General features: G+C 50.2%; 12 protein-coding genes. 9 read left to right on the forward strand and 3 right to left on the reverse strand.

Annotated elements, in window-relative coordinates; all coding sequences use genetic code 11:
- Positions 1 to 11: 11 nt before the first annotated feature.
- Complete coding sequence (locus H8L47_RS15945) at positions 12 to 425, reverse strand: hypothetical protein (protein WP_186954584.1); 414 nt, start codon at positions 423 to 425, stop codon at positions 12 to 14.
- Between the two features lie 246 nt (positions 426 to 671).
- On the opposite strand from H8L47_RS15945, the gene clpB reads away from it, so the two are divergent.
- Positions 672 to 3,275 carry an ATP-dependent chaperone ClpB gene (gene clpB, locus H8L47_RS15950; RefSeq protein WP_186954585.1) on the forward strand — a complete coding sequence of 868 codons (2,604 nt, stop codon included), beginning with the start codon at positions 672 to 674 and terminating at the stop codon, positions 3,273 to 3,275.
- A gap of 95 nt (positions 3,276 to 3,370) precedes the next feature.
- Here the strand turns inward: clpB and H8L47_RS15955 are convergent, their stop codons facing one another.
- Positions 3,371 to 4,156 carry an AraC family transcriptional regulator gene (locus H8L47_RS15955; RefSeq protein ID WP_186954586.1) on the reverse strand — a complete coding sequence of 262 codons (786 nt, stop codon included), beginning with the start codon at positions 4,154 to 4,156 and terminating at the stop codon, positions 3,371 to 3,373.
- Between the two features lie 157 nt (positions 4,157 to 4,313).
- Between H8L47_RS15955 and H8L47_RS15960 the strand changes: the two genes are divergently transcribed.
- The 3 genes from H8L47_RS15960 to H8L47_RS15970 all read left to right on the forward strand — a co-directional run bounded on the left by H8L47_RS15960 (position 4,314) and on the right by H8L47_RS15970 (position 7,156).
- A complete protein-coding gene (locus H8L47_RS15960; RefSeq protein ID WP_230413773.1) occupies positions 4,314 to 5,546 on the forward strand; it encodes an MFS transporter in 1,233 nt (410 codons plus the stop codon).
- 52 nt (positions 5,547 to 5,598) lie between these two features.
- Positions 5,599 to 6,093, forward strand: coding sequence for a ribonuclease E activity regulator RraA (gene rraA / locus H8L47_RS15965; RefSeq protein WP_186954587.1), 495 nt, complete (start codon positions 5,599 to 5,601; stop codon positions 6,091 to 6,093).
- 124 nt (positions 6,094 to 6,217) lie between these two features.
- A complete protein-coding gene (locus H8L47_RS15970; protein ID WP_230413774.1) occupies positions 6,218 to 7,156 on the forward strand; it encodes an N-acetylmuramoyl-L-alanine amidase-like domain-containing protein in 939 nt (312 codons plus the stop codon).
- Positions 7,157 to 7,158: 2 nt separating this feature from the next.
- Here H8L47_RS15970 and H8L47_RS15975 read toward each other — a convergent pair whose 3' ends face one another.
- The gene (locus tag H8L47_RS15975) at positions 7,159 to 7,902 is read right to left on the reverse strand and encodes a helix-turn-helix domain-containing protein (protein ID WP_186954588.1); all 744 of its coding nucleotides are present in this window, start codon (positions 7,900 to 7,902) and stop codon (positions 7,159 to 7,161) included.
- 131 nt (positions 7,903 to 8,033) lie between these two features.
- Here H8L47_RS15975 and H8L47_RS15980 point away from each other — a divergent pair, with 131 nt between their 5' ends.
- The 5 genes from H8L47_RS15980 to H8L47_RS16000 are packed head-to-tail and all read left to right on the forward strand — an operon-like array spanning position 8,034 to position 13,947.
- Complete coding sequence (locus H8L47_RS15980) at positions 8,034 to 8,843, forward strand: hypothetical protein (RefSeq protein WP_186954589.1); 810 nt, start codon at positions 8,034 to 8,036, stop codon at positions 8,841 to 8,843.
- A 37-nt stretch (positions 8,844 to 8,880) separates the two neighbouring features.
- Positions 8,881 to 9,687: a TatD family hydrolase gene (locus H8L47_RS15985; RefSeq protein WP_186954590.1), complete on the forward strand. Its 807-nt coding sequence runs from the start codon at positions 8,881 to 8,883 to the stop codon at positions 9,685 to 9,687.
- Positions 9,688 to 9,690: 3 nt separating this feature from the next.
- Positions 9,691 to 12,141, forward strand: coding sequence for a DNA internalization-related competence protein ComEC/Rec2 (locus H8L47_RS15990; protein WP_186954591.1), 2,451 nt, complete (start codon positions 9,691 to 9,693; stop codon positions 12,139 to 12,141).
- 15 nt (positions 12,142 to 12,156) lie between these two features.
- A complete protein-coding gene (locus H8L47_RS15995) occupies positions 12,157 to 12,972 on the forward strand; it encodes an alpha/beta fold hydrolase (RefSeq protein ID WP_186954592.1) in 816 nt (271 codons plus the stop codon).
- A 42-nt stretch (positions 12,973 to 13,014) separates the two neighbouring features.
- The gene (locus tag H8L47_RS16000) at positions 13,015 to 13,947 is read left to right on the forward strand and encodes a lipid A deacylase LpxR family protein (RefSeq protein ID WP_186954715.1); all 933 of its coding nucleotides are present in this window, start codon (positions 13,015 to 13,017) and stop codon (positions 13,945 to 13,947) included.
- The last annotated feature ends 60 nt before the right edge of the window (positions 13,948 to 14,007 follow it).

Genomic DNA, 14,007 nt, shown 5'->3' on the forward strand with positions numbered 1-14,007 from the left:
TTTGATTTGGCCTAATTCAGCATTCCCGCCGGAGGTGCTTCAGGAGCACTTCCCATCATTTCCAGGGTGAAACCCCAATCTGCTTTTTCCACAGCATCCTGGAACAATTTGCAAAAGCCGTGCAGCAAACGCTTGCCCATGGCAATTTCAAAATTTTTGCCGCCGGCAACTGTAAATTCCATCCTGAATGGCAGCTTTGCGTGGACGTGAAATTGTATGTTCTCTGGTAGCATTGCCTCTTTGCCGAGCGGCCAGCTTTCAACATCGTCTTCCAGCGGTGCATTGAAGTGGCCACTGTCCTTCATTTCAGCCACCGAGGCTTCATGTTCCATTTGCACCAGTTCTGAACTTGCGTGCGCAGCACTGGGTTTGCTCATCTTAACTTGTTTGCCCATGGCTTCCAGCAAACCTGGCCAGAATTTCATGGTTGTCCTGCGGGTAAACAATAGATCTATTTCTTGTCTTGCAGCTTTATCATTTTCTGCAAACGACAATTTGAGCAATAGTCTATCCTGATCAGGAAGGTAAGTAATTTGTATCTGATGTAAATCCATGTGGTCTTTGATATAAAACAAACATCGTGAAATGCACTGCGAGTTTAGCTTTGCCTATTCTTGAAATTGGACTGGCTGCCCCAAATTGTATGCTAACTAATTATTCAGGAGAGAGTCATGCGGCACGACAAATTAACTACCAAGCTACAAGAAGCGCTCGCAGACGCGCAAAGTCAGGCAGTCGGCAATGATAACCAATACATAGAGCCTGTGCACGTCTTGTTGGCATTAATCAACCAGGATGATGGCAGCAGCCGTTCATTATTGCAAAGGGCAGGGGTGAACGTTGCCGCCCTGAGCAATGCCTTGAAAGCGGCTCTCGAACGTTTGCCCAAGGTCAGCGGTACGGATGGACAAGTACAGGCCGGTCGCGAGCTGGTCGGCCTTCTGAACCTAGCCGACAAAGAATCACAAAAGCGCGGTGATCAGTTCCTTGCCAGCGAAATGATCTTGTTGGCACTGACAGACGACAAATCCGAGGCTGGCAAGCTGGCGCGCGAAAATGGTCTGACACGCAAGTCACTGGAAGCAGCCATCGCTGCAGTGCGAGGTGGTGGCAATGTTGATAGCCAGGATGCCGAAGGGCAACGCGAGGCTTTAAAGAAGTACACAATGGATCTGACTGAGCGTGCCCGTCTGGGTAAGCTTGACCCTGTCATAGGCCGCGATGATGAAATTCGTCGCGCTATCCAGGTCTTGCAGCGCCGCAGCAAGAATAATCCTGTACTCATCGGTGAACCAGGTGTCGGTAAAACTGCCATCGTCGAAGGACTGGCTCAACGCATCGTCAATGGCGAAGTTCCAGACAGCCTGAAATCCAAGCGCGTCCTGTCGCTGGACATGGCTGCCTTATTGGCCGGTGCCAAATACCGTGGTGAATTTGAAGAGCGCCTGAAAGCCGTGCTCAAGGAAATCGCCATGGACGAAGGTCAAACCATCGTCTTTATCGATGAATTGCACACCATGGTAGGCGCAGGCAAGGCTGAGGGTGCTATGGATGCTGGCAATATGCTCAAGCCCGCATTGGCACGCGGTGAATTGCACTGTGTAGGCGCAACCACGCTTGATGAATATCGCAAATACATAGAAAAAGATGCAGCGCTGGAGCGCCGTTTCCAGAAAATTATTGTTGATGAGCCTAGTGTCGAGGCAACCATAGCGATCCTGCGTGGTTTGCAAGAGAAATACGAAGTCCATCATGGCGTTGATATTACCGATCCGGCGATTGTTGCAGCGGCAGAATTGTCACACCGCTACATCACTGACCGTTTCTTGCCTGACAAGGCAATCGACCTGATTGATGAGGCTGCGGCCAAAATCAAGATAGAGATAGACTCCAAGCCAGAAGTCATGGATAAGCTGGATCGTCGCCTGATACAGCTGAAGATAGAAAAAGAAGCCGTCAAACGTGAGAAAGATGAGGGCTCCAAAAAGCGCCTGATCTTGATAGAAGAAGAGATTGGCAAACTCTCTCTCGAATATGCTGATCTCGAAGAAGTCTGGAAAGCAGAAAAAGCCTTGGTGCAGGGAAGTACCCATATCAAGGAAGAAATAGAAAAAATCCGTCTGCAAATGGATGAAGCCAAGCGCCGTGGCGACTGGCAAACCATGTCTGAATTGCAGTACGGTCAATTGCCTGAGCTGGAAGCACAACTCAAGCAGGCAGATACTCAGGCGGATAAAAACCAGCAAGACGGCAGCAAAATGAAGCTCTTGCGTACCCAGGTAGGTGCAGAAGAAATTGCGGAGATTGTGTCTCGTGCAACTGGCATCCCAGTGTCGCGCATGATGCAGGGTGAGCGCGAGAAATTATTGCATATGGAAGATGCATTGCATCAACGCGTCGTTGGCCAGCATGAAGCAATTACTGCAGTGTCGGATGCAATCCGCCGTTCACGTTCTGGCCTTGGTGATCCTGGTCGTCCGTATGGTTCCTTCCTGTTCCTTGGGCCTACCGGTGTTGGTAAAACCGAGTTGTGCAAGGCACTGGCGAATTTCATGTTTGATACAGAAGAGTCATTGATCCGTATCGACATGAGTGAGTTCATGGAGAAACATTCGGTGGCACGTCTGATAGGTGCACCACCGGGCTATGTAGGCTATGAAGAGGGTGGCTATCTGACCGAGGCGGTTCGGCGTAAACCGTATAGCGTGATTTTGCTGGACGAAGTCGAAAAAGCCCATCATGATGTCTTCAATGTGCTGTTGCAGGTGTTGGATGATGGACGCATGACGGATGGACAAGGCAGAACGGTGGATTTCAAAAATACCGTGATCGTCATGACATCGAATCTGGGTTCGCATCAGATACAGGCCATGGAAGGTAGCGATCCTGAAGTCATCAAGATGGCCGTCATGGGTGAAGTCAAAACCCATTTCCGCCCTGAATTTATCAACCGTATTGATGAAATCGTGGTCTTCCATGCACTGGATGCGAAAAACATAGGGGCGATTGCCAAGATACAGCTTAAGACTCTCGAGCAGCGTTTGCGCCAGATGGATATGGGTTTGCAGGTCAGCGAAGATGCGCTGCAAAAAATTGCCGAGGCTGGTTTCGACCCAGTGTATGGCGCAAGACCTTTGAAACGAGCTATCCAGCAAGAAATAGAAAATGTCTTGTCCAAACTGATATTGCAAGGTAAATTTGGGCCCAAGGATATTATTGCGATCGATGCCAAAGACCACGAACTGGTGTTTAGCAAAGCGGGAGAGCTGGCGTGAAATTAGTTGGAACCTGGGGATAGATTACCGGTCTAGACCTTCGTAGGAAAGCAAGTTGGGGCAGCGTGCAAATGCTGCCCTTTTTTTATCATTACTCATTTTTGTTTGAAAAAACTCGATGGTGATTCACCAAAAGTTTTCTTGAACATGGCAGAAAATGCCGACTGGCTGGCATAGCCCAACTCAGACGCTACTTGTGATAATGGCATGCCACTGGTGATCAATGGTGATGCCTTGGATAAACGCATTTGCTGACGCCAGGCAGTGAATGACATATCCAGCTCTTGCTCAAACAGGCGTGACAGGGTGCGTGAAGATGCCCCAACCTGTATCGCATAATCTTCCATGGTCATGCCGGATGCCGGGTCGGCCAGCAAAATTTCACACAGGTTTTTGAGTCGTTTATCTCTGGGCATAGGCAAGCGTATGGGTAACGTTTTTGCAGCTTGCAGTTCATCCATGATGACAGCCGCGATATGAAACTCGCGCGTACTGGCTACTTCTATTACTTCCATGCTGGCGATCAATTCCCTGAGCAGTGGCGAAACTTCCAGTACCAGGCATTCTGTGCCGCGAAAGGGGGCAAAGTCAGCGTGTATGTTCAGCAGCCGCAGTTGTGAAGGCTCAATGATACGTACCTCATGCGCCACATTGGGCGGTATCCAGATTGCCCGTAAAGGCGGCACGAACCAGGTGTTGTTATTCGCCAGTATCTGCATCATGCCCTGCGGCGTATAAGTCAACTGCCCCCAGGTGTGGCTATGCATGCTGATGACTTCTTCCGTCGGCAGGTTTCTAGCTGCCAGCCGTACAGGGCGCTCAGGTGTGGGGCGCTTGTCTGGTGCCTGAGGGCGGGTATCGGTCAGGATTTCAATTGCCATGGTCATTCCTAATCTGTAAGACTTATTTTCCTGGTTGGCGGAAATGCGATAAATTTTGTCTATCTATCTTAAATCAGACTAGAGGATTTTGCATACACTGCTTGCTTGAAAGCTTGCTTTGACTTGCAAGTGCGTTTGGAAACAGGAGATGATTTTAATGACGACAGCAGCGACAACCCAGACAACGCCGGAGAATATGAAAAAGGATGTGATGGTGATCAGCCTGGTGGGCCTGGCGCACGGCATTTCCCACTTTTTCCATATGATACTGGCTCCTTTATTCCCATGGATTAAGGATGCCTTTAGCTTGTCATTTGCCGAACTGGGTTTGCTGATGACGGTATTTTTTGTGATCTCTGGCATAGGCCAGGCTTTATCCGGCTTTATCGTCGATAAGGTCGGTGCCAGGGCAGTTTTGTTTTTTGGCATATCTAGCCTGGTGTTTGCCGCATTGGTGTTGTCGATGTCGCAAAATTACAGCATGCTGTTGATGGGTTCCATGCTGGCTGGCGTGGGGAATAGTGTATTCCATCCTTCTGATTACACCTTGCTCAATAAGAAAGTATCCAGCCAACGTTTGGGTTACGCCTTTTCTGTGCATGGCATAACCGGCAATCTTGGATGGGCGGCGGCACCTGTTTTTCTGGTGACTATCGCCGGTCTGACAACTTGGCGCACCGCTTTGTTTTGTGCAGCCTTCTTGCCCTTTACCGTGTTGGCCATACTGTTTTTTTACCGCGACCTGTTGTATAGCGAGATAGTCCAGCATAAAAGTGCAGCGCATGCTGCCAAAGCCGCCGAGGGTGCGATGGATTTCATGCGTATTCCTGCGGTGTGGATGTGCTTTGGCTTTTTCTTCATGACCGCCATGGCTTTGGGCGGCATACAAAGCTTTTCATCCGTCAGCTTGCGTCAGATGTATGACATGTCACTGGGTTCGGCCACCACTGCCTATACTTTGTACATGCTGGCTTCGGCTGCTGGCATGTTGTTGGGCGGTTTTCTGGCAGCGAAAACTACTCATCATGACAGGACGATTACGTTTGCATTCAGCTTTGCCGGAATTTTTTCACTAATTCTGGCGAGCGGCGCAGTCAATGCAGGCGTTGCTGTTCTGTTGATGGGGGTAATCGGTTTTGGTTCTGGGATTGCCGGGCCTTCGCGTGATTTGATGATACGTGCTGCTGCACCCAAAAATGCCACGGGTCGCGTGTATGGTATCGTTTATTCAGGGCTGGATTCCGGCCTGGCAGTGGCGCCGCTTATTTTTGGTGCCATCATGGATGCGCATCATCCTTCGTGGGTATTTATCTGTGTTGGTTTCTTCCAGGTGTTGGCAATATTGACGGCCATCAATGTTGGTAGCAAAACCAGGGCATTGGCGGTTTGAATATTGTTGATTAGCTGGTTAGAATGAGGGTTCATACGAACGAGGACAAATCATGAGCTTTGCTACCTGTGATATTTGTGATGCCAACGAAGACAAGATCGCCACGCATGAACTGGCCGTCATCCCGCCCATCTTCATGCGCTATGGTACGGTTATCAAATTCAGCGGTCAGGCCGTCACGCTGAAAGTATTTGAAGACAATGTGCTGGTGAGGGAGACGCTGGAAAAGCCAGGCAATGGTCATGTCCTGGTGATTGATGGTGGCGGCAGCTTCCGTTGCGCGCTGGTGGGTGGCAACCTGGCTGCACTGGCAGAAAAAAATGGCTGGGTAGGTATTATTGTTCATGGTTGTATCCGTGATGTGGATGAAATCAATGCCTGCAATATTGGCGTACGCGCCATGGCACCCATGCCTTTGCGTGCAGCCAAGCATGGCGGTGGCATGCGAGATGCCCGTATCAATGTGGCGGGTGTCGCCATCAAACCTGGCGACTGGATTTATGCCGATGCAGACGGTGTACTGGTAGCCAGACAGGCACTGGTTTAAGCAGGATGGGACAGGCATAAAATAGACGCATACAGTCGATTAAGCTGTATGCGTTTTGTTTTTCAGTGGTGAGAATTCCAGGCTGTGGTATAAAGCCTGACCTTATCATTCATTTTGTCTGCTTATGATTCTTCGTTTGTTGGCCTTTGTCCTTGCTTCAACCTTATCGATGAATGCACCTGCTCAAGTCCAGGATAAGCAGGTGACGACATCGGCCAAGCTGGCTGCTGAACCCTTCCAAGGTAAAAAAATCTTCCAGATGACGCCACAAGAGGTGGATCAGTATCTTGCATATCTATACGCCAATGTACCCGATTTGCGCCAGCGTATCGCCCTTGTCGCAAGGAAAAATATAGGCCAGCCCTACAAGCTGAACCTGCTGGGGGAATTCCCCTTTGAGTTGCATGACAACCTGCCCATGTATAGCCTCACTCATAGTGACTGCCTGGTGTTTGCCGAGCATACCTATGCCATGGCCTTAAGCAGCTCATGGGAAGAATTTTTCTGGGCCTTGCAGCGCATACGTTACAAGGATGGTTTGATCGGGGTGGCGACGCGCAATCACTACACCGAAGTGGACTGGAATATCAATAATGCCTGGTTGCTCAAGGATGTCAGCGCCGGGTTCGGTGCCGACAAGGTAGCGAGTTATGACATCGTTGTCGACAGGGCAAAATTCCTGCGTGAGCAACATCGCAAGGAAACCAGTCTCCCTGTGCAAACCAGCCGTGAAGCCTATGTCAGGGCTGACAAGGTTAATGCCATGCTGGATCAGTTACGCGAAGGTGATTTCGTGAACGTGGTGTCAGACAAGGATGGTTTCCAGTCGATTACCCATGTCGGCCTGGTGGTGATTGATGCGAATGGCAAACGCAATTTTTTGAATTCTGCCGAACCTCAGGTAAGGGAAGAGAGCTTCGATACTTTTATCGCCCGTACCAATGAGAGAACCCGTACCAGCAAGCAAGCCAAGCCACGTCGCTTGCTGGGCTTTAAATTTTTGCGCTTGCGTGATGATATCGTCATCCCTGGTGCGGTCAGCCTGCCAAGGCCGGGGAAGTGATACTAGGGTTTGCGTAGCGCAGTAAAACTGGCTGGCTCCCATTCGCGCATGGCCAATAATACTGCTGTGCCACGTCTTTTCTTGAGCGGACTGCTAAGGCTCTCTGTGTGCAGTTCTGCCAGTTTGTGCCTGAGTTGACGTATCTCAGCCTGAAATTTTTCTGCGGCTGCTTCCGTCAGCATACCGTGGATGAAGTGCTGTGATTCATATTCATGGCTGAATGGCGCGTCCAGAAAATCGATCATGCCAGTATCATGGAAATACTGGCGTATTGGCCCATGCGGCAACCAGTCAAAATCCCTGGCGATATTCAGCCGTATGCGGTTATTTGGCATCAGGCTGATCAGGCATAATTTATCCAGGTGCAAAAGTTTGCTCAGGCATTCTGTCTCACTGAGTTGATAAATTTGCAGAATTTCTTCAAGTTTCCAGTGATTCAGGGCGCAGACTGCCACCAGCAGCAATTTTGTATCTGACACCAGTTCCTTTTCCTGCGCAGTGCTCAAACTATGTATGCGGGTGTTACTGGCACTTGCTTCCTGAGTGAGTTCCAGCAGGCTGTAACCTAGGAAGTGGCTGATTTGCGCCAGCCTTTCTATACTCATATTGGCACCATTCTCGGCACTCATCAGGCGTTTGATACTGGCCTCGGACAAATTCAGGGCAGTAGCCACATCTCGGTAGGTTTTTCCTTGTAGCTTCAGTTGTTGTTTGATGATGTTTAATAATTGCTTGATTTCAGTCATGGTCATGCATGCCCAGGGTTGCGGGATTTAATACTTCGATTGTTGTATGTCGCTACTTTACCAGTATTGGTTACATTATTTGCTGCCTATGGTCACACTTACTCGTCTCTGTTAAAACATAGGTGGGAATAATGAAAACTGGTTTGCATATACATGCCTTGCTACCCTCGCTGATCTCAATCCTGGCAGTAACGGCATTATTGCTGCATGGGCCGGTTGCACAATTAACGCATTATCATGAGTTTGCCGATCAATTAGAGTGGTCAGGCATACCTCATGCGATTGATGTGCTGACCAATATTGGTTTTGCACTTGTGGCTATGCTGGGTAGCTGGTTTTTGCTGGAAAAATACCGCCAGGGCGACACTGGCGTCGCATTTCCTGCTTATTGCATCTTTACCCTCAGTCTGGCTGCTACTGCTGTTGGTTCGAGTTACTATCATCTGGCACCAGATGATGCGCGCCTGTTCTGGGATAGATTACCTATTGCCTTCGCCTGTTGCAGCTTGTTGGCAGCAGTCAGGGCAACCAGCTTGCCAGGCATGGATGCCAGGAAAGCCTTCATGGAACTAGTATTGCTGCTGATAGCAGCCCTGACGTCGGTGATCTGGTGGCAGCAGACCGGGGACTTGCGTCCATACTTGTTGATACAGGGTTTGACTCTTGTATTGATCCCTTTATGGCAATTGATATGGAAAGCCGGGCTTGCAGACCGTCTGGCATTTGGTGCAGCCATGCTCTTATATGTAGCCGCAAAAATGACAGAGATGCTGGATGGGCAAATCTTGCAGCAACTCCATGTCATCAGTGGTCACAGCATCAAGCATTTGCTGGCAGCCCTGGCGGCCGGCCTGATTGTGTATCGCTGGCGCGCTCACAAAGAAACGCAAACAAAAGTCCATATGCAAAAGATTGTAGTCCACAGGCAAACTGCTTCATAATCAGCTTGTTGATAAATTAGCCTGGGTTTGAAGTGTTATGTGGATAGATAGCCACTGTCATCTGGATGCGAGTGAATTTGGCGGTGAATCGCTGGCCGTTGCGCAAGCTGCCGCGCAAGCGGGCGTGTCGGCGATCGTCGTGCCTGCCGTACACAAAAGCAATTTTGATACTGTCATCAAACTGGGCGAGCATAGGGCTGATTGTTTTTATGCCCTGGGCATACATCCCATGTATGTGCCGACTTCAAAAGAAGAAGACCTGCTGCACTTGCGCGAAAAAGTAAGTGAGCTGATGGCTGGCGCAGATACGCAAAAAAAACTGGTGGCCATAGGTGAAATTGGCCTCGATTATTTTGTACCCGCCTTGACGCAAAGCCCTTTAAAGGAAAAGCAGGAATACTTTTATGTGGAACAATTGAAGCTGGCCAGGGATTTTGACTTGCCTGTGCTGCTTCATGTCCGGCGTTCACAAGACATCATCCTCAAGCATTTGCGGAGAATAAAAGTCAGTGGCGGAATTGCTCATGCCTTCAATGGCAGCGCGCAGCAGGCACGGACATTTATCGACATGGGCTTTAAACTGGGCTTTGGCGGCGCCATGACTTTCACCCGTGCTTTGCAGATACGCCGCCTGGCAACAGACTTGCCCTTGTCCGCCATCGTGCTCGAAACCGATGCGCCAGATATTCCCCCCAGCTGGCTACCTGAGGGGGCTAATACTCCAGCACAGTTGCCACGTATAGGTGCCGTGCTGGCAGGCTTGCGTAATCTGAGTCTGGCTGAAGTGGCGGAAGCAACTACAGTCAATGCCATGCACATCATGCCACGCATGCAAAGGGCTTGATCTGTGCGAGCGGCGTTGTTGGGCTTTGTATTTGGTGTAGCCATCTTGCAGCAACAGGCTGAGCTATTTAGCTACAACTGGCTTTCATTGATGATGGGTTTGTCGCTGCTTGGCATCCTGCTGTTACTCAAATTAAAACCGATGCCATGGCTGCATTTGCCTGCACGTTTTATTCTCACTGCCTTACTGGGGTTTGTCTGGGCCAGTGGCTATGCGTATTTTTATTTAAGCGAAGAGTTGCCCAGGAAATGGGAAAATCAGGATGTCGTGTTAACCGGCACCATCGACAGTCTGCCTTTTCGTTCTGAGCGGGGGCAGAGATTTAATTTTGCGGTGGAGCAGGTGCGCGCAGACGGTGCAGGTGATTTGACTCTTCTCGCACCTTGGCCATCGAGAGTTGCCTTGTCCTGGTATGGTCCTGATTGGGGTGGTGATTCTGGTGGTGTGCAGAAGGTCCCCTCCGTACAGCCTGGAGAACGCTGGCAATTCCGCGTGCGCTTGAAGCGGCCACATGGCAATGCCAATGAATTCGGTTTTGATTACGAGGCTTGGTTACTGGAGCAGGGCATCCGCGCCACTGGCAGTGTGCGTCCCGATAAATACGCACAAGACGCCGTGCAATATAACCGCAAGCTGGTGGATTTTGTCTGGAACCCAGGCAATCTTATTGCATCCAGTCGCTACAAATTGCGTGAACGCATACATGCCGCTTTGCCATCTCAACCCTATGCGGGTGTGCTGGTCGCTTTGGTGGTAGGCGATCAGCGCGAGATATCTCAAGCTGACTGGACGGTATTTAACCGGGTGGGTATCGGTCACCTGATCAGTATTTCCGGCTTGCATATCACCATGGTTGCTGGTTTGTTCGCTGGCCTGGTGTTTCATTTTTGGCGGCATTCTTTCTTTCTGAATCTGGCATTACCCTTGCGTTTACCTGCACAAAAGGCGGCTGCTTTGGCAGGTGCGCTGATGGCACTGGTTTATGTTGCCCTGGCTGGTTTTGGTTTGCCCGCCCAAAGAACCCTGATCATGCTCAGTGTGGTTGCAGTGGCTGTGTGGACAGGGCGTATCAGCAGTTTTTCTGCAGTCTTGAGTCTCGCACTTGGTCTGGTTGTGCTGGCCGATCCCTGGGCGGTTTTATCGCCGGGATTCTGGTTATCTTTTTCTGCTGTCGCGATTATCGTATTTGCCACAGGCGGGGATGAGCGTCCCAAACCACCGGAAGGGCATACCCAAGGATTACTCTACACCTTGCGCTTAGCATCCTTGATGCAATATGCCGTGACGATAGGCATGATTCCACTCACCATGTTTTTATTTGGGCAAATGTCACTCATCAGCCCTTTGGCGAACGCGGTTGCGATACCCCTGGTCAGCCTGGTGGTCACGCCGCTGACATTGATAGGGAGTGTCATGCCAGCTCCCTTGTCGGCGTGGCTGCTGCAAATTTCACATGTTCTTGTGGATTTCCTGGCACGCTTCCTGACTTACTTCAGTGCCTTGCCCTATGCCGTGTGGACTGCACCCATACCTTCATTCTGGCTGTTTGTCCTCGCCATGCTGGGGGTGTTATGGTTATTGGCACCCAAAGCATGGCCTTTGCGTGGTCTGGGCCTTATCTGCTGCTTACCTTTGTTGTTACAAACGGCAAAAAGGCCGTCAGAAGGCGAATTGCATATCACCGCGCTGGATGTAGGGCAGGGCATGGCCCTGTTGCTGGAAACCGCACATCATCGGCTGCTGTACGATAGTGGTCAGGGTTTTGGGCTGGAAGCGGATAGCGGTAACCGGGTGATTTTGCCGTATTTGCATGCGCGCGGGATTAATGAGCTGGATGTCATGATGATTTCCCATAATGATAGCGATCATTCTGGTGGTGCCTTAAGCATACTCAAGAATTTGCCAGTTGAGCTATTGAGCAGTTCCCTGAGCCTGGACAGCCCCATCGTTCAAGCCGCAAAACAGCACCGGCGCTGCGTGGTTGGCCAATCATGGCAGTGGGATGGCGTGCATTTTGAAGTCCTGCAACCTGTCGCCGCCAGTTATGAAAGCACGAAATGGAAACCAAATGCCCGTAGTTGCGTGCTAAAAGTGTCAACCAGAATGCATACCATCTTGCTGGCGGGCGATATCGAGGCAATACAGGAAGATGAGTTGGTGAATACCATCCCGCAAAAGCTGAAGGCTGATGTGTTGCTGGCTCCACACCATGGCAGCGGTACATCTTCCACTGCACCTTTCCTGAAGATAGTGCAGCCTGAGCTTGCCATTTTTCAAGTCGGATACCTGAACCGTTATCAACATCCCAAGCCAGAAGTCTTCCAGCGCTATGCTGATTTTGGAATAAAACGTCTAAGAACAGATGAATCGGGTGCAATCAGCATACAATTTGGCGCATCATTGAAAACTTCACAATTCAGAGAGGAAAATGCGCGTTATTGGTTTGGCCGGTAATGCTATACCCTTGCTATGAACGAGACTACCGTAAAACCCATCATCCATTTTGTCCACGGCAACAGCTTTCCATCCGGGACTTATCGTATGTTCCTCGATCATTTACGCGCTGACTATGAAGTTCACGCGACCGACATGGTCGGTCATGATCCGGCTTATCCTGTGACAGATGGCTGGCGGAATCTCGTCCAGGAATTGATTGATACCCTGCAGGCAAACTATCAGCAACCTGTGATTTTACTGGGGCATTCGTTGGGTGGAATATTGTCCCTGATGGCCGCCAGGGCCAGGCCAGACCTGGTGCGTGGCGTGGTGGTACTGGATTCGCCTGTAGTGTCTGGCTGGCGGGCGATGCTCTTGCGTATATTTAAGTCCCTTAGACTGGATAAAAAGTTTTCGCCTGCGCGGTTTTCAGAAAGGCGCCGTCATCTCTGGGCAAACGAAGAGGCGGCTTATCAGCACTTCGCCTCCAAAGAAATGTTTGCCATCTGGCCGCCAGAAGTCTTGCGTGACTATATGAAGGCTGGACTTAAGCCGCATCCTGAAGGCGTGACCCTGCGCTTTACCCGCGAAGTGGAAACGGCAATTTACCGCACGCTGCCGCATGGCCTGGGCCGTTTGAACAAACGTCCACCCAATGTGCCAGTCGGTTTTGTTGGTGGAACTGAATCCATAGAGTGCCGTCAGGCTGGCCCCCATGCGACGAAGAAATTAATGGGCGATAATTATGTCCTTATTCCTGGCGGTCACCTGATCACGATGGAAGTGCCCAGCCATACAGCCATTGCTGTGCTTACCATGCTGGAACGCATGAAACTAAACTCAATATAAGCCCCATTTAAACTCTATCGCGACAAATACATGAATCAAATCATGCCTGTATTGAAATTTTCCACCTTATTGGCAGCATTGCTCTTCTCTGCCAGTGTATTTGCACAAGAGACTTTGCCATCCTGGGGTGAGTTTGCTCAGGTACGGCAGGCAGGCAAGATTACCTGGCAAGTGGATATCGATAACGATAGCCTTTTACTCAAGAAGGACGACGGCTTTTATACCAGCGGTAATAGAATAGGGCAGAGCTTTACCAAGGCTGACTCGATGCAGGCGCTGACTTATGGCTGGCGTCTGGGGCAGGAGTTGTATACGGCATCCGACATCAAGCTGGCACCGAGCCAGATTGCCAAAATCGACCATCCCTATGCTGGCTGGTTATTTGCAGGCTTATATCGCGAAAAAAATGAAGCTAACGGCAAGAGTCAGCGTTTGGGGCTGGATATAGGATGCATGGGCCCTTGCGCCGGTGGCGAATGGACGCAGACGCATTTGCACAGATTATTGAAGCAACCCTTGCCTCAGGGCTGGAGTACCCAATTACGCAACGAGTGGGGTGCAGTGTTGTCAGGTGAGTATTCACCCGGTCGAATGGCGCTATTGTCGAATGTGGATATCGCACCGCGCCTGAAAGGTCGTTTCGGCAACATCTTTACTGACGCCAGCGCAGAGCTGATGATTCGTGGGGGTAACTTGAATGCGATGCCGGAGCAAGTAGCCAGCTATGGTTTCTTACGTACCGAGCTGAAAGCTGTTGCTTACAACGCTAGTATACAGGGCGGTTATTTTAATAACCAGGATACTGCAGTTAAACCCAAAAGCCTGGTGGGCGAGTTTGAAGTAGGCTATTTCTGGCGTGGTGAAAACTATGGCGCATCAGCATCCTTCATCCGTCGCAGCAATGAAATCAAGGAATTGAGTAATGGCAAGGGTGCACAAAATTTTGCAAGGTTGCAAATTATTTATGCAATGTAAGCCAGCTACGTTCTGAAATTTCACTGGATTTGCAGGCGGGAATTCTCGCACATCGCTGCT

It is taken from the genome of Undibacterium umbellatum, assembly GCF_014284125.1.
GTDB classification, from domain to species: Bacteria; Pseudomonadota; Gammaproteobacteria; order Burkholderiales; family Burkholderiaceae_D; genus Undibacterium; species Undibacterium umbellatum.